The sequence below is a fragment of the Stenotrophomonas rhizophila genome (genome assembly GCF_003751305.1).
Classification (GTDB): Bacteria; Pseudomonadota; Gammaproteobacteria; order Xanthomonadales; family Xanthomonadaceae; genus Stenotrophomonas; species Stenotrophomonas rhizophila_B.
The window spans coordinates 1,275,095-1,290,167 of the sequence record NZ_RJKV01000001.1; the positions used below are offsets into that span (position 1 = coordinate 1,275,095).

A 15,073-nucleotide genomic window follows, 5' to 3' on the forward strand; every position below is an offset into this window, starting at 1 on the left:
TCTTTCCTCGGTCTTAATGGTTCTCGAGGCCGGCGTCGGCCGCCTCGAAGATTTTCAGTCGGCCACGCAGGCGCAGCACGGCCTGGCCATGGATCTGGCACACGCGCGATTCGCTGACGCCCAACACGGCGCCGATCTCTTTCAGGTTCAGTTCCTGCTCGTAATACAGCGACAGGACCAGCTGTTCGCGCTCGGGCAGCAGCCCGATCGCGTTGCCCAGCTCGCGCCCGAACTCGCCACGCTCCAGCACCTGCTGCGGGGTCGGGCCGCCCTGGGCGACGGTGTCCAGTTCGCCCTGGTCTTCGATCCGTGATTCCAGGCTCAGCACCTGGCCGCGCGAGGCATCTTCCATCAGGCGCAGATAGTCCGGCAGCGGCATGTCCATCGCGGCCGCCACTTCAGTGGCGCTGGCGGCACGGCCGGTGCTCTGTTCGAGCCGGCGGATGGTGGCGGCGGCGTCGCGGGCCCGGCGGTGCACCGAGCGCGGTACCCAGTCGCCGCGGCGGATCTCATCGATCATCGAGCCACGGATGCGGATCGAGGCATAGGTCTCGAACGAGGCGCCCTGGTCGGCGTCATAGCTGCGCGACGCTTCGATCAGGCCCATCATGCCGGCCTGGATCAGGTCGTCGACCTCCACGCTGGCGGGCAGACGTGCCGCCAGATGGTGGGCGATGCGGCGGACCAGGTCCGAGTGCTGGGCAATGCACTCGTTGGCTGCGACCCGCTGGACCTCTTTGTATTGTGCGGCGCCTTTCATGCGGTCACCCCGCGTTGCTTGAGGATGCGTTCCAGGAAGAACTCGACACCACCCCGCGGCTCGGTCGGGGCCTGCCAGCGTGCGGTACGGCGTGCGATCTCGGTCAATGCCAGCGCCGACGGGCTGGACGGGTAGGCCTTCACCACCGGCTGCTGGCGCTGGACCGACAGGCGGAGCCAGTCGTCCTGTGGCACACAGCCCAGGTAGTTGAGCGACACATCGGCCAGGAACTTCTCGCAGACGCGGGTCAGCTTCTCGTAGAGCACCCGGCCTTCATTCGGGTCGCGCACCATGTTGGCGACCACCTGGATACGGTCCACGCCGCGTTCGCGCGAGAGGACCTTGATCAGGGCGTAGGCATCGGTGATCGAGGCCGGCTCGTCGCAGACCACCACCACGGTGTCCTGTGCGGCCTGGCAGAAGGTCAGCACGCCGTCGGTGATGCCGGCGGCCGTGTCCACGACCATGATGTCCAGTTCGCGCTCCAGCTCGGAGAACACGTTGACCAGGCCGATGTGCTCGGCCTGCTGCAGCTCGGCCATGTTGCGGCGGCCCGAGGCCGCCGGCACCACCAGCACGCCGCCGGGGCCTTCGATGATGACCTCCTCCAGCGTGCAGCGCCCGGCGACCAGGTCGGCCAGGGTCACGGTCGGCTTCAAGCCCAGGATCACATCGACGTTGGCCAGGGCCAGGTCGGCATCCAGCAGCAGGGTACGTTTGCCCATGCTGGCAAGCGCCACGGCCAGATTGGCCGAAACGTTCGTTTTGCCCACGCCGCCCTTGCCGCCGGTGACGGCGATGGTGCGGACCGGGCCCAGCGGCTGGCTTCGGGTAGCCGACAACGGGAAGGTCTGGGTCAGCTTGGCGTACTCACGCGACGGCATGGTTCAACTCCGGGTTGCAGGGCATATCGGCCGCGCGGCGCAAATCTTCAAGGCGAAGTACAAGATTGGCCGCGCTGGCACGGTGCAGGTCTTCAGGAACGTCCTGGCCATCGGTGATCCAGGTGATCGGCAGGCGGTGGTCGACGGCCACCGACAGGGCGGTACCGAAGCGGCCGGTCTCATCCAGCTTGCTGAGCACCACGCCCTGGGGGTTGGCGGCGCTGAAGCGGCGGACCACCTCGTCCATGTCGCCGAAACTGGTGTTGGCCGGCAGCACCAGCAGGGTGCGGATCTGCTCGGCGGCCCGCAGCCACTGCAGCTGGGCGGCCAGTGCACGGTCGCGCGGGCCCAGACCGGCGGTGTCGATCAGGACCAGCTTGTAGTCCTTCAGGCGCTCCAGCAGCTGGTTGAGGTCGCTGCCGCTGCTGGCTTCGTGAACCGCGATGCCAAGCTGGCGGCCGAAACCGTACAGCTGTTCGCGGGCGCCGATGCGGCCGGTATCGGTGGTGACCAGGGCGACATCGCGGGCGGCATGGGCTTCGGCGAAACGCGAGGCCAGCTTGGCGATGGTGGTGGTCTTGCCGGCACCGGTGGGGCCGACCAGGGCGATCACACCGCCGGCTTCCAGCGGATCGACCGGCGCGATCGGCAGCTTCCTGGAGAGCAGGCCGAGCATCAGGCCGCGGCCGCGGTGGGCTTCGGTGTCCAGCGGAATCTGCATGGCCACGTCGCGGCTGATGCCGGCGTCGAAGCCGTATTCGTCCATCAGGTCCAACGCGGCCGCACGGACCGGCGAGCCGCGCAGGCGTTCGTCGGTGAAGCGGTGCATCTCGCGCTCGATGACGTGGCGCATGCCAGCCACTTCGTGACGCAACTGGCGGAGTTCTTCGTCGTCGCGCGGGATCAGGCTCAGCTCCGGCACGCTGGCCACGACCGGTGCCGGTTCGTTGGCGGCGGCCGCGGTGGTCACCGGAAGCGGCAGTGCCGGCGGTACCGCGCTGGCCACGATCGCGGCCGGGGCGAGCACCGCGGCGGCCGGCAGTGCCGGTTCGTCGGCGTCGTCCAGCGGCGGATCGATCACGAAACGGGCGCGGTTGATCGGGGCCGGGGCCGCGACAGCCTCCACCGGTGCGGCGGGCGAGGCCGCAGCAGCCTGCTCGACATTGAACGGCGCGAAGATCTGCTCCGGCAGCGACGGTTCGTTGACGGCGGCGCTGACGCTGGCGCGGGCCAGGGTAGCGGCAAAGCCATCGCTGCCGCGCTGGGGCACGCTTTCGTTGGCGGTATCGAGCGTGCGACCGGTCGCGCCGACAGCGGCGCGGGCCAGGGCGGCAACGGCCGAGGTGGTGGCGGCCACCGGCTCGGGCGTGACCACCGGGGTCTTGCGGCGGGTCACGGCGGCGATCACGGCATCGGCGGCGCTGCGCGGACGCGGGGCCGGCGGCGGGGCGACATCCTTGCGGGCCGCTTCCAGAGCGCGCTGCACCGCGCCCTCGTCGTAGTTCGCCGCCGCCACGATCTCGACACCTTCGGCGATCCGGCGGTTGGACAGGATCACTGCGTCAGGACCGTGTTCCTTGCGCACCAGGTTCATGGCCGAGCGCATATCGGAGGCGACGAAGCGTTTGATTTTCATGCTGTGGTACCGGGACTGGGGCGGCGGAGTGGTGGAAGGGAAACGCTGGTTGTCGGTGGTCTGCACGGTCAGGGATTCCCTTTATTTCCTGCTGCGGTGAATTCGAGTGGGGTGTCTGTTTTCTGTCGCGGTGCCGTCGGGCGCTTGGCTCAACTGATCGTGCCGACCAGCTTCAACCGTTTGTCCTCGGGCACCTCGCTGTAGGCGAGTACGGACAGCGAGGGGACGCTGTGGCGTACCAGCCGTGCCAGCGCGGCACGTACCGGGCCAGGCACCAGCACGACCGCCGGCTCGTTCTTCGCTTCCTGCTTGCCGACACATTCGGCCAGGCTTTGATGCAGTCGCTCGGCGAGTCCGGGTTCCAGCGCGGCGCCGTTGCCCTGAGTGGACTCCTGCAAGACGCGTTCCAGTTGCGGGTTGAGGGTGAACACCGGCAGCTCCGCCGACATTCCGGCGATCTCCTGCACGATGAAACGGCCCAGCGCATTGCGCACGGCAGCGGTCAGCACCGCCGGGTCCTGGCTGGTCGGGGCGCTTTCGACCAGCGACTCGACGATCTTGCGCAGCTGGCGGATCGGAATGCGTTCGATCAGCAGGTTCTGCAGCACGCGCACCACGGCCGAGAGCGGCAGCGACTTGGGTGTCAGATCCTCGACCAGCTTCGGTGCGCTCTTGGCCAGGTTGGCCAGCAGCTGCTGCACTTCTTCATGGCCGAGCAGTTCCGGGGCGTGCTCGCGGATCAGGTGCGACAGATGCGTGGCGACCACCGTGGCCGGATCGACCACCGTGTAGCCCATCGTTTCGGCGTTGGCGCGCTGGTGCGGTTGGATCCAGGTGGCGTCCAGGCCGAAGGCGGGATCCTTGCCGGCAATGCCCTCCAGCGTGCCCAGCGCGCTGCCCGGGTCCAGCGCGAGTTCGCGGTCCGGGTGGATCTCGGCCGTGGCTACCGGGACGCCGTGGATCAGCAGGCGGTAGGCGGTGGCGGGCAGTTCGAGGTTGTCGCGGATGTGGACGGAGGGAATCAGGAAGCCGATGTCGTGGGTGAGTTTGCGGCGCACGCCCTTGATCCGCGCCATCAGCTCGCCACCCTGGTTCTTGTCGACCAGTGGGATCAGCCGATAGCCGACCTCCAGGCCGAGCGGATCGACCGGGCGCAGTTCGTCCCAGGTCAGTTCGGCGGTGGACGAGGGAGTGGCGCCGGGCAGGCCGAGTGTTTCGGGACGATTGGCAGCGGGAGATTCGGCGGCGCGCGCAGCGGCCACGCTCTTCTTCCAGGCTTTCCAGGCAACGACGCCGAGGATCGCCGACAGCGTCAAGAAGGCGACGTTGGGCATACCCGGCACCAGGCCGACCACGCCCATGATCGCCGCGGCGATGGTGAGTGCGCGGTACTGGCCGAACACCTGTCCCATCATGGCCTGGGCCATGTCCTGCGAGCGCGAGGCACGGGTCACCAGCATGGCCACCGCCGAGGACACCAGCAGCGCCGGCAGCTGCGCCACCAGGCCGTCACCGATGGAGAGCAGGGTGTAGGTGGCCGCGGCATCGCCGAAGGGCATGCCGTGCTGGAGTACGCCGACGGCCAGGCCGCCGATCAAGTTGATGAACAGGATCAGGATGCCGGCGATCGCATCGCCGCGGATGAACTTGCTCGCGCCGTCCATGGCGCCGTAGAAGTCGGCTTCCTCGCGGACTTCTTCGCGGCGGGCCTTGGCCTCTTCACGCGTCAGCAAACCGGCGTTGAGGTCGGCATCGATGGCCATCTGCTTGCCGGGCATGGCGTCCAGGATGAAGCGCGCGGTCACTTCGGACACGCGGCCGGCACCCTTGGTGATCACCACGAAGTTGATGATGGTCAGGATCGCGAACACCACGATGCCGACCGCGTAGTTGCCGCCGATGACGAACTCACCGAACGCGGCGATCACCTTGCCGGCGGCCTCGTGGCCGTTCTGGCCATGCAGCAGGATCACGCGGGTGGAGGCCACGTTCAGCGCCAGCCGCAGCATGGTGGTGATCAGCAGCACGATCGGGAAGATGGTGAAGTCCAGCGGGCGCTTCACGTAGACCACCGCCAGCAGCACCATCAGCGAGATGGCGATGTTGAAGGTGAACAGTGCATCGAGCACCGGCGGGGCCAGCGGGACGACCACCATGGCCAGCAGCGCCAGCACGATCAGCGGGGCGCCGAGGCCGTTGCGGATCATGTCCAGGGCGCGGCGGACGTTCATGCCGCCTGCAGCGGGCTGTGCGCTCATGAGCGGGCTCCCTTGCCGAATTCATCGATGTCGATGCTGGGGCTGGCCGGCATCGGGCCGGTGTGCCAGCTGCGCAGCTGGTAGACGTAGGAGAGGACCTGGGCCACGGCCGAATACAGTCTCACGGGAATTTCCTTTCCAAGTTGACCTTCCCGATACAAGGCGCGTGCCAAAGGCGGGGCGGAGACGATGGCGACCTTGTTGCCGTCGGCCACTTCACGGATGCGCAGGGCGGTTTCATCCACGCCCAACGCCACCACGGTGGGCGCGCCCATCTTTCCGCCCTCGTATTTCAGGGCGACCGCGTAGTGGGTCGGGTTGACCACCACCACGTCGGCGGTGGGCACCGCTTCCATCATCCGGCGGTTGGCCAGCTGCTGCTGGAGCTGGCGGATGCGGCCCTTGACCTCCGGGCTGCCCTCGCTCTCCTTCATTTCCCGGCGCAGCTCTTCACGGGTCATCTTCAGCTTGCGCATCCAGTTCCAGCGCTGGTACGGCGCATCGATGAAGGCCAGCAGCATCATCGCGCCGCCGGTGGCCAGCATCAGCTTCAGGGTGAAGCCCAGGCCGTGGACCATGGCGGTTTCCAGCGGCTGGTTGAGCAGATCGCGCAGGGGCCGGATGCCGTGCCAGACCACCAGCCCGGCCGCGGTACCGACGAAAGCGATGCGCAGCAGGGATTTGGTGAACTCGGCGATCGCTTCCGGGCCGTACAGGCGCTTCATGCCGGCCATCGGGCTCATGCGCTTGAAGTCGGGCATCATCGATTTGTTCGACCAGCGCAGCCCGCCCATCACCACCGGTGACAGGAAACTGGCCAGCAGGCAGATCACGATCAGCGGCCACATCGCCAGCATCAGGCGCAGCAGCAGCTCGCCGAAATGCCCGAACAGCGCCTTGGGGTGCAGCCACAGGGCCGGCTCGGGGCTCAGCGCGAACTGCATCCAGGTTTTGGTGTTGCGGGCGATGGTGCCGGAAAACGCCATCAGCGCCAGAACACCGGCACCGAACACGGCCGCCGTGGCCAGTTCACGCGAACGCGGGATATTGCCCTGTTCCCGGGCATCGCGCAGACGCTTTTCGGTGGGTAATTCGGTTTTTTCGCCGGCTTGTTCGTTCTCGGACATCAGGGGCACGACACGGGAGGAGATACCCGGGTCGTGCAAGAACCGTTCCGCGGGCTACGAGAAGGTAGTGCCGGCCGCTGGCCGGCTCCAGGCGATGCCTGCTGGGTTCTGAGGAGCCGGCCAGCGGCCGGCACTACCGGGTATCCAGCATCACCCCGCCGAGGCCCCTGGCCGCGGCTGGGCCTTCCAGCCTGCCGAGACCTCCACTCTGGGGCGGGGCAGGTCATGCAGCTGCATGAAGCGCTCCGGGTCCACTGGCCGGCCGAGCAGATACCCCTGCAGGTAGTCGCAGCCCAGCCGCTCCAGGTAAGCCCGTTGGCCGGCGGTCTCGACGCCTTCGGCGACGATGTCCATGTCCAGGGCATGCCCCAGCGCCACGATCGCCGAGACGATCACCACGTCCTCGGAGCTGTTTTCCAGATCGCGCACGAACGCATGGTCGATCTTGATCTCGGTGGCCGGCAGCCGCTTGAGGTACAGCAGGCTGGAATACCCGGTGCCGAAATCATCGATGGAGATGCCCACGCCCAGCGCGGCCATGGCCTGCAACAGGGTCAGGCTGGCCTCGGTGTCACGCATCACGGTGCTTTCCGTGATTTCCAGGATCAGCCGGCGTGGCTGGAGGTGATGGGTCTTGAGCGCCTCGCGCACTTCCTGCAGCAGATTGGGCGAGGCGAACTGGATCGGTGAGAGATTCACCGAGACCGTCCAGCCGTCATGCCCGGCGTCGTGCCACACACGCAGCTGCCGGCAGGCCTCGTTGAGCGCCCAGCGGCCGATGTCGTTGATCACGCCGCTGCGCTCGGCCAGGCGGATGAAGCGGTCCGGCGGGATCAGGCCCTGCTGCGGGTGACGCCAGCGGATCAGCGCTTCGGCCCCGCTGACCGACTGGCCGGCCACGCGGGTCTTGGGCTGGTAGTGCAGGAACAGCTGCTCGGTACCGATCGCCCGACGCAGGTCGGCGAGGAGCTGGAACTGCTGCTCGGCGCTGTCGTTCATCCAGTCGGCGAAGCGCACATAGGCATTGCGGCCGGCTTCCTTGGCCTGGTACATCGCCGCATCGGCGAAGGCCATGAGCTGACGCTCACTGACGGCGTGGTCGGGGCAGATGGCGATGCCGATGCTGGCGGTCACCTGCAGGTCCTGGTGCGGCAGCAATGGTTCGCGGCCCACGGTCTGGATGATGCGGCTGGCCAGCGCGGCGACATCCTCGTCGTTCTCGATCGGCACCACCAGCACGAATTCGTCGCCGCCGAGCCGCGCGATCATGTCCGCCGGCCGCAGCAGCTTGCGGGTGCGATCGGCGACAGCGACCAGCAGCGCATCGCCGGTCTGGTGTCCGTAGGCATCATTGACCTGTTTGAAGCCATCCAGATCCATGAACATCACCGCGAACCGGCTGCCGCGCTGCTCGGCCTCGGCCAGCGCCTGTTCGATGCGCTGCTGCAGCAGCCGGCGATTGGGTAGACGGGTCAGGGGGTCGTGCAGGGCTGCCTGGGTCAACTCGGCCTGCGCATCATCCAGTGAGCTGGTCAGGTGCGTATTGCGCAGACGCAGCAGCTGCGCCTCCATGCGCTGGTCCAGCCAGGAGACGATCAGCACGATGGCCAGGATCGCGATGGTGAGCACCAGCACCACCAGCGCCAGCCACTGTGCCTGAAGGCCGTCACCCGCGGCGGCACCGCAGAGGCTGCCGGCGGGGAAACGTGCTGCGGCCATGCCGGTGTAGTGCATGCCTACGATGGCCGCGCCGAGCACCAGCGCCGGGGCGATGCGATCACGAAGACGCCGGTGGCTGCTGCGCAGGCGGAAGGCGATGTACAGCGCGGCCCAGGAGGCGGCCACTGCGATGAGCAGCGACAGTGCCACCCAGCCGGCGTGATAGTCGATCCCGGGCTGCATGTACAGCGCGGCCATGCCCAGGTAGTGCATCGATGCGATGCCGCTGCCCATCAATACCGCGCCGAGCACGAGGCGGCCGTTCGGCAGGGTCGGGCGTGAGACCAGCCACAGCGCGAAGATGGAGGAGGCCACGGCGGCCAACAGCGAGACGGTGGTCAGGCCCAGCGCATAGCCGAGCGGGATCGGGAGCTGGAAAGCGAGCATGCCGATGAAGTGCATCGACCAGATGCCCAGCCCCATCGCGCCTCCGCCCCCGATCAGCCACAACCAGGTGGAGCGGCGTGTGGCCGCCGTGGTGACCCGGCTGGCCATGTCCAGCGCAGTGAAGGAGGCCAGCACGGCCACGAGAAACGAGACAACGACCAACCACGGGGTGTAGCTGCCGATCAGCATGGATGACTCTCTCCCTGGTCAACACCTGAGCGATACGACAGAACGCCACGCCATCACCGCAGACAGCGGGTGAAGGTTTCGTCATCGCCGTGCGACGGCGCAGCGGAACGCAGGGCCAGACTAACAACCCGACCGGGGGGCGCCGCAAGTGACGAATGGCCCGCTTTCGGCCACCTTCCGCGCTGTCCCGGGTGTGTCCCGGGTCAGCGGCTGACGCTGTCGGCCGCGTCGAAGGCGGCATCGAACAGACGCTGTACCGGCGGCCCCATCTCGCCGGCCAGCACAGTCAGCAGGAACAGACCCAGCAGCAGGGCCACCGGCAGGCCCAGCTGGATCGGGTTGAGCGCGGGCGCGGCACGTGCCAGCACGCCGAAGGCCAGATTGATGGCCAGCATCGCGACGGTGAGCGGCAGCGCCAGCGTGAGCGCGCCACGGAATACCTGCAGCAGGAACGTGGGGGCGATGGCGAAGAACGCATGCGGATCGGGCAGGGCGGTGCCGATCGGCAATGCCTTGTAGCTGTCCATCAACAATGAAATCAGCGCCAGGTGACCGTTGGACGCGAAGAACAGCAGTCCGAACAGCAGATAGAACCACTGCCCGATCACGCCGGAGCTGCCACCGCGCATCGGATCACTCATCTGCGCGAAGGCCAGGCCGGTACCCTGTGCGACCAGTTCACCGGCCATCGCACCGGCTTCGAATACCAGCCGCAGCAGGAAACCGATCGAGATGCCGATGGCCAGCTCGCGGGCGATGGTCAGCACGGTGGCTGCATCGAAGCCGGTCCATTCCGGTACCGGCGGCAGCATCGGCGAGAGCGCGATCGCCAGTGCACCGGCAAGCATCACGCGTACCCGCGAAGGCACCGCGCGGGTGCCGATCAGCGGCATCGCCATGATCATGGCGCCGATGCGCAGCATGGTCCACAGGATCGTGCCGATCATGCCGAAGGCCTGCAGGCCGTCGGCGGCCATCTGGGTCGCGGAATCCACGGCGGCTGCCTCAGCCGATCAGATGTGGAATGCGCTGGAACAGCAGCGTGGTGTATTCGACCAGATGGCCGATCAACAGGCTGCCGAGCGCGAACAACACCACCGTCAAGGCCGCGGCCTTGGCCACGAAAGCGATGGTCGGCTCGTTGAGCTGGGTGGCCGCCTGGACCACGCCGACCACCACGCCGACGATCAGCACGGTGAGCAGCAGCGGGCCGGCGACCCACAACACGGTGATCAGGCCACCACGCAGTTCGGTCAGGGCAAGTTCGGGCGTCATGTCAGTCTCGGTCCGTATCGATCAACAGGGCGGGGCGGTCAGACCGCATTGAAACTGGCAGCCAAGGTGCCAACCACGAGAACCCAGCCATCCACCAGCACGAACAAGAGGATCTTGAAGGGGGCGGAGACCAGCATCGGCGAGAGCATCATCATGCCCATCGACATCAGTACGCTGGCCACGACCAGATCGATGATCACGAACGGGATGAAGATCAGGAAGCCGATCTCGAAGGCGGTCTTCAGCTCGCTGGTGACGAACGAGGCGACCAGGATCGGGAACGGAATGGCATCCGGGCTGTCGTAGGTACCGTGACCGGCCATGCCGGCGAAGGTCATCAGATCGGTCTCGCGGATCTGCGCCAGCATGAAGGCGCGCAGCGGCTGGGTGGTCAGGGTCCAGGCGGTCTGGAAGTCGATCTCGCCGTTGAGGTAGGGCGCCATGCCGCTGCCCCACGCCTTCTGCCACACCGGCAGCATCACCATCGCGGTGAGGAACAGGGCCAGGCCGAGCAGCACCTGGTTGGACGGCGTCTGGCCGGTACCCAGCGCCTGGCGCAGCAGGCCCAGCACGATGATGATGCGGGTGAAGGCGGTCAGCACCAGCAGCATCGAGGGGATCAGGGTGATCGCCGTCATCAGCAGCAGCGTCTGCAGCGGCAGGCTGACCGGCTGGCCGCCGATCTTGCCGACGTTCACGTCAGGCAGCGCCGGCACACCCGGCACGCCGGGCGCGGCCCAGGCCAGGGCCGGCAGCGCGCACAGCAGGGCAGTCAACAACAGCGGCAGGTAACGGGTCCAGGAGGTACGGGGGCCACGCATGTTCAGGATTCCTTGCGCAGCCGCTGTTGCAGCAGCTGGGCGAAATTCGGCAGGTGTTTGAAATCGGGAAGGCGCGCCGGCGGCGGGGTCGGCAGCGGCTCGGGCAGCTGATGCAGGGTGTTGATGCCACCGGCGGTGACACCCAGCAGCAGCTGGGTGCCATTGACCTCGACCACCACCACGCGCTCTTTCGCGCCGACGGTAAGGCTGGCAACCACCCGCAGGCCTTCGGCCGGGCGGAAGCCGCTGCCGGGCATGCGCTTGAGCAGCCAGCCCAGGCCGACGATCAACGCCAGCACGCCCAGCAGTGCCAGTACCGCACCGAACATGCCCGGTGCAGCGGCGGCATGCTGGCCGACCTTGACGGTCGACGCGCCGGCTGCGATCAGCAGCCCGGTGCTCAACGCAGTCTCCGGATCCGTTCGCTCGGGCTGACCACATCGGTCAAGCGCACGCCGAAGCGGTCGTTGATCACCACCACCTCGCCATGGGCGATCAGGGTGCCGTTGACGAACACGTCCAGCGATTCGCCGGCGCCGCGTTCCAGTTCCACCACCGAGCCCTGGTTGAGCTGCAGCAGGTTGCGGATCGGCAGGCGTGCACGGCCCACTTCCAGCGACAGGGTCACCGGTACGTCCAGGATCACATCCAGGTTCAGCTCGGGACCGAGGTTCTCATCGGACTGCAGCGTGGTGAACTGCGCCGGTGCCGGTTCCGCCGGGGACAGCGGTTCGTTGGATTCGATATCGTTCATTTCGAGACTTCCTGGAGTACGGGAACGCGTGGGCGGGTGCCCGGGGGATGGGTGGCGGTGATCTTGATGGCGTTGCAACCGTTGGCGATGCCGAACTCGCCGGTGAACACCGGGATGTTCTCCACGCACAACGGCACCTGCGCCGGCATGTCGATCGAGAGGATGTCGCCGACCTTCAGGCCGGTCAGTTCACGCAGGGTCATGCGCTTGCTGGCCAACACGCTGGACAGCGTGACTTCGGCGATGTTGAGCTGTTCGCGCAGCATCACGCCCCAGCTGGCATCGCGGTCGTTGCGGTCGCTCTGGATGCCGGCGTCGAGCAGCTCGCGGATCGGCTCGAGCATCGAGTAGGGCAGGGTGACGTGGATGTCGCCGCCACCGCCGTCAAGTTCGACATGCAGGCGGCAGACCACCACGTACTCGCGCGGCGTCACGATGTTGGCGAAGTGGGGATTGATTTCGGAGTTGATGTACTCCAGCTCCACATCCATCACCGGCGCCCAGGCTTCCTGCAGATCGGCGAAGGTCTGCTTGAGCAGCAGGTGGATGACGCGCATTTCGGTCGCGGTGAACTCGCGGCCTTCGATACGGGTCGGGTAGCGGCCGTCGCCGCCGAAGAAGTTGTCCACGATCGCGAACACCAGCGTCGGCTCGAACACGATCAGCCCGGTGCCGCGCAGCGGCTTGAAGCGGATCAGGTTGAGGTTGGTCGGCACGTACAGCGAGTGCATGTAGTCATTGAACTTGATCAGTTCGATGCCGCGCACGGACAGCTCTGCCGAGCGCCGGATCAGGTTGAACAGGCCGATGCGCCACAGGCGCGCGAAGCGCTCGTTGACCATTTCCAGGGTCGGCATGCGGCCGCGGATGATGCGGTCCTGACTGGCAAAGTCATACGAGCGCGCCTCGCCGGGCGTGGCAGCATCGATGTCGGTCTCGACCGCACCGGAGTCCACGCCGTGTAACAGCGCATCGATCTCATCCTGGGAAAGCAGGTCATTCATGGTCGGCCCTTACTGGGTGACGAAACTGGTGAACAGCAATTCGTCGGCACCCGGCTTGCCGGTCTCGGCCTTGAGCAGCTTCTGCACTTCGGCCAGCGAGGTGGCCTGCAGGCGTTCCTTGCCCGCGCGGTCGGCGATGTCGGTCGGCTCGACCTGCGAGAACAGCATGAGCAGCTTGGCGCGGATCGCCGGGGCATGGAGCTTGATCGCTTCCATGGCGGCCGGATCGCGGCTCATCAACTGCACTTCGACCTGCAGGTAGCGCGGGCCGTCGAAGCTGCTGTTGAGGTTGACCACGAACGGCGGCTCCAGACCGAAGTACTGGGCCGGTGCAGGCACCGCGGCTTTGGCGGCCGGCTTGGCGGCCTTGTCATCGTGCTGGGACTGGGTGAAATACCAGACGCCGCCACCGGCGGCACCGGCAGCGAGCACCGCGACCAGGGCGGTGATCAGGATCGGACGACGCGGCTTGGCCGTGGCGTCCTTGTCGGCGGATTTCTTGGTTTTGTCGGCGGCTGCGGCCACGAGGAAGCTCCAGAGGATTGCTTCCTGACTACATGCAAAGGCTGTGCCTGAATGCCGAAGAGGGCGGGTGTCGGGTTTCTGGCGGCGCCGCCGAAGCGGCGTCGCACCCGCGGATCACGCGTAGGCGTCGACCAGCCCGCGCTGACGGATCAACTGCGAGGGCGACAGCGTGGTCTCGGCCATCAACGCCTCGCCGTCATCGCCCGCGCCGCTCCGGGCACCATCGCCACGGCCGCCATCCTGCGCGGTGTGCTGCTGGCCGACATCGGCCTGGCCGAGCTGGAAGCCCTGTTCGCCAAGCATGTCGCGCAGGCGCGGCAGACTGCTTTCCAGTGCATGACGCACGTCGGCATGGGCGCTGGTGAAGGTCGCATGGACCTTGTCACCGTCCAGATGCAGTCGCACGTCGATCGGGCCCAGGTCGTTCGGGGTGATCTTGATATGGGCGTGGCCGATCTTCTGGTCCGCCAACCAACTGACGCGGGCGCCGACGGCATCATCGAAATCACCAGCGCCCAGCTGCGGGGTGGCGGTCGGCGAGCCGGTGAAGGGCGTGGCCGCTGCCGGTTTGGCGTCGACGATGCTCTGCAGGGCGTGCAGCACCGGTGTGGCCGGTGCGTCCGGGCCATCGCTGGAGGCAGCGCTCAGCGCCTCGGTAAAGGCCTTCAACAGCGGCACGGCGTCGGCTGGGGCGGCGTCGGCCGCCAGGGCGGGCAGGGCGATGCCGCTTGTCGCAGGTGCCGCCGGCGCCAGCGGGCCCGCTGCCGGCGCGGTGGTGTCCGCAGTGGCGGTGGCCAGCGTCGGCAGCGCCGCCGTCGTGGGCGCAGCACCGGCGGCGGTCCCGGCAGGCGCGGGCGCGACCGGCACGGGCACCGCAACCGGCAGCCCGTTCAACGCCAAGCCGGCCAGGCCGAACGGCGGCCACGCTGCATCGTCGTCCGCCGCCTCGGCCACCGGCTTGTCGGCGGTGGCGGGCGGCGCGGTGCTGGTATCGGTCGTGGCAGGCGTCTCGGCGGTGTCTTTGCTGCTGGCGCTGCCGGGGCGTGATGCGGTGTCCTTGCCGGTATCCGGCGTGGCGGCGTCCTTGCCCGCAGGCGCCTCGCGGCGGCCGGCGGGTTTGCTTGATGCCTCCGGGCCAGCCGCATCGCGGCCGGGCTTGAGCATCGCGTCAAACTCCCGACGGTCGCTGCCGCCGGATGCATCGGGACGGCTGCCGGAGGCGCCGGCAGTGCTGGACTGTGCCGGCGCGGTGCCGCCGAGCAGGGCTGACGGCGTCATGGCGTGCCTCCGTTTTCGCTGTCTTCGCGTTGCGCCTGGCGCGACCGGCGTGCACCTAGATCATCCATTTCGCGCTGGTCGCGGCGATCGGTGACCACCTTCTCCTGCGCGCGGTAACTGGCGGCCAGCTGTTCAAGGACCTGCTTGTCACGGCTGGCCAGGATCAGACGCGCGCGCTCGGCCTCGACCTTCTCGCGGTTGTTGTCCACGGTCTGGCGCTGCTGGGCCACCGCGCTGTCCAGGCGATCCAGGAACGCGCGCCGGTTCATCAGCTGCGCCGGACTGGTCGCGGCCATCTGCGCGCCAGCATATTCGTCGGCATAGCGGCGCAGCTCATCCAGCCGCGACACATGCGTGTCGAGGGAGCGCTGGCGCTCGGCGAGGTCGCGGGCGACCTCGTCCTCGTGGTCCTGGGCGCGCTTCAGCAATGGGTCGAATCGCTTGGATTGCATCATG

15 protein-coding genes are annotated in these 15,073 nt (G+C 67.6%); all 15 read right to left on the bottom strand.

What is annotated here, in order from left to right; all coding sequences use genetic code 11:
• Positions 1–13 precede the first annotated feature (13 nt).
• The 15 genes from EDF74_RS05865 to fliJ all read right to left on the bottom strand — a co-directional run bounded on the left by EDF74_RS05865 (position 14) and on the right by fliJ (position 15,072).
• Entirely contained in the window at positions 14–760 is a 747-nt protein-coding gene (locus EDF74_RS05865; RefSeq protein WP_123729188.1) for an RNA polymerase sigma factor FliA, read from the bottom strand.
• Complete coding sequence (locus EDF74_RS05870) at positions 757–1,644, bottom strand: MinD/ParA family ATP-binding protein (RefSeq protein WP_123729189.1); 888 nt, start codon at positions 1,642–1,644, stop codon at positions 757–759. The genes EDF74_RS05865 and EDF74_RS05870 overlap by 4 nt, the downstream gene beginning before the upstream one ends.
• Positions 1,631–3,280: a flagellar biosynthesis protein FlhF gene (gene flhF / locus EDF74_RS05875; protein ID WP_123729726.1), complete on the bottom strand. Its 1,650-nt coding sequence runs from the start codon at positions 3,278–3,280 to the stop codon at positions 1,631–1,633. The genes EDF74_RS05870 and flhF overlap by 14 nt, the downstream gene beginning before the upstream one ends.
• A gap of 149 nt (positions 3,281–3,429) precedes the next feature.
• Complete coding sequence (gene flhA / locus EDF74_RS05880) at positions 3,430–5,538, bottom strand: flagellar biosynthesis protein FlhA (protein WP_123729190.1); 2,109 nt, start codon at positions 5,536–5,538, stop codon at positions 3,430–3,432.
• Positions 5,535–6,665: a flagellar biosynthesis protein FlhB gene (flhB, locus tag EDF74_RS05885; RefSeq protein WP_123729191.1), complete on the bottom strand. Its 1,131-nt coding sequence runs from the start codon at positions 6,663–6,665 to the stop codon at positions 5,535–5,537. Before flhB ends, flhA begins: the two co-directional genes overlap by 4 nt.
• A 150-nt stretch (positions 6,666–6,815) precedes the next feature.
• A complete protein-coding gene (locus EDF74_RS05890; protein WP_123729192.1) occupies positions 6,816–8,960 on the bottom strand; it encodes a putative bifunctional diguanylate cyclase/phosphodiesterase in 2,145 nt (714 codons plus the stop codon).
• 203 nt (positions 8,961–9,163) lie between these two features.
• Positions 9,164–9,955 (bottom strand): flagellar biosynthetic protein FliR, encoded by a 792-nt coding sequence (gene fliR / locus EDF74_RS05895; RefSeq protein ID WP_123729193.1) that lies wholly within the window; start codon positions 9,953–9,955, stop codon positions 9,164–9,166.
• A 10-nt stretch (positions 9,956–9,965) separates the two neighbouring features.
• Positions 9,966–10,235 carry a flagellar biosynthetic protein FliQ gene (locus EDF74_RS05900; RefSeq protein WP_019184809.1) on the bottom strand — a complete coding sequence of 90 codons (270 nt, stop codon included), beginning with the start codon at positions 10,233–10,235 and terminating at the stop codon, positions 9,966–9,968.
• A gap of 38 nt (positions 10,236–10,273) precedes the next feature.
• Positions 10,274–11,056: a flagellar type III secretion system pore protein FliP gene (gene fliP / locus EDF74_RS05905; RefSeq protein ID WP_121036736.1), complete on the bottom strand. Its 783-nt coding sequence runs from the start codon at positions 11,054–11,056 to the stop codon at positions 10,274–10,276.
• Between the two features lie 2 nt (positions 11,057–11,058).
• Positions 11,059–11,460 carry a flagellar biosynthetic protein FliO gene (gene fliO, locus EDF74_RS05910; protein WP_123729194.1) on the bottom strand — a complete coding sequence of 134 codons (402 nt, stop codon included), beginning with the start codon at positions 11,458–11,460 and terminating at the stop codon, positions 11,059–11,061.
• On the bottom strand, positions 11,457–11,810 hold the full coding sequence (gene fliN, locus EDF74_RS05915; protein ID WP_123729195.1) for a flagellar motor switch protein FliN: 354 nt from the start codon (positions 11,808–11,810) through the stop codon (positions 11,457–11,459). Before fliN ends, fliO begins: the two co-directional genes overlap by 4 nt.
• The gene (gene fliM, locus EDF74_RS05920) at positions 11,807–12,814 is read right to left on the bottom strand and encodes a flagellar motor switch protein FliM (RefSeq protein ID WP_123729196.1); all 1,008 of its coding nucleotides are present in this window, start codon (positions 12,812–12,814) and stop codon (positions 11,807–11,809) included. The genes fliN and fliM overlap by 4 nt, the downstream gene beginning before the upstream one ends.
• A 9-nt stretch (positions 12,815–12,823) precedes the next feature.
• Entirely contained in the window at positions 12,824–13,339 is a 516-nt protein-coding gene (locus EDF74_RS05925; RefSeq protein WP_123729197.1) for a flagellar basal body-associated FliL family protein, read from the bottom strand.
• Positions 13,340–13,453: 114 nt separating this feature from the next.
• Positions 13,454–14,617, bottom strand: coding sequence for a flagellar hook-length control protein FliK (locus tag EDF74_RS05930; RefSeq protein WP_123729198.1), 1,164 nt, complete (start codon positions 14,615–14,617; stop codon positions 13,454–13,456).
• On the bottom strand, positions 14,614–15,072 hold the full coding sequence (fliJ, locus tag EDF74_RS05935; RefSeq protein ID WP_123729199.1) for a flagellar export protein FliJ: 459 nt from the start codon (positions 15,070–15,072) through the stop codon (positions 14,614–14,616). Before fliJ ends, EDF74_RS05930 begins: the two co-directional genes overlap by 4 nt.
• Between the last annotated feature and the right edge of the window lies 1 nt (position 15,073).

Excerpts from the sequence above, each read along its gene's own strand:
- fliN (WP_123729195.1), bottom strand. The coding sequence starts at position 11,810 with ATGAACGATATCGAATCCAACGAACCGCTGTCCCCGGCGGAACCGGCA.
- EDF74_RS05900 (WP_019184809.1), bottom strand. The coding sequence starts at position 10,235 with ATGACGCCCGAACTTGCCCTGACCGAACTGCGTGGTGGCCTGATCACC.
- fliJ (WP_123729199.1), bottom strand. The coding sequence starts at position 15,072 with ATGATGCAATCCAAGCGATTCGACCCATTGCTGAAGCGCGCCCAGGAC.
- flhB (WP_123729191.1), bottom strand. The coding sequence starts at position 6,665 with ATGTCCGAGAACGAACAAGCCGGCGAAAAAACCGAATTACCCACCGAA.
- EDF74_RS05865 (WP_123729188.1), bottom strand. The coding sequence starts at position 760 with ATGAAAGGCGCCGCACAATACAAAGAGGTCCAGCGGGTCGCAGCCAAC.
- flhA (WP_123729190.1), bottom strand. The coding sequence starts at position 5,538 with ATGAGCGCACAGCCCGCTGCAGGCGGCATGAACGTCCGCCGCGCCCTG.
- EDF74_RS05930 (WP_123729198.1), bottom strand. The coding sequence starts at position 14,617 with ATGACGCCGTCAGCCCTGCTCGGCGGCACCGCGCCGGCACAGTCCAGC.
- EDF74_RS05890 (WP_123729192.1), bottom strand. The coding sequence starts at position 8,960 with ATGCTGATCGGCAGCTACACCCCGTGGTTGGTCGTTGTCTCGTTTCTC.
- EDF74_RS05870 (WP_123729189.1), bottom strand. The coding sequence starts at position 1,644 with ATGCCGTCGCGTGAGTACGCCAAGCTGACCCAGACCTTCCCGTTGTCG.
- flhF (WP_123729726.1), bottom strand. The coding sequence starts at position 3,280 with ATGAAAATCAAACGCTTCGTCGCCTCCGATATGCGCTCGGCCATGAAC.
- fliM (WP_123729196.1), bottom strand. The coding sequence starts at position 12,814 with ATGAATGACCTGCTTTCCCAGGATGAGATCGATGCGCTGTTACACGGC.
- fliP (WP_121036736.1), bottom strand. The coding sequence starts at position 11,056 with ATGCGTGGCCCCCGTACCTCCTGGACCCGTTACCTGCCGCTGTTGTTG.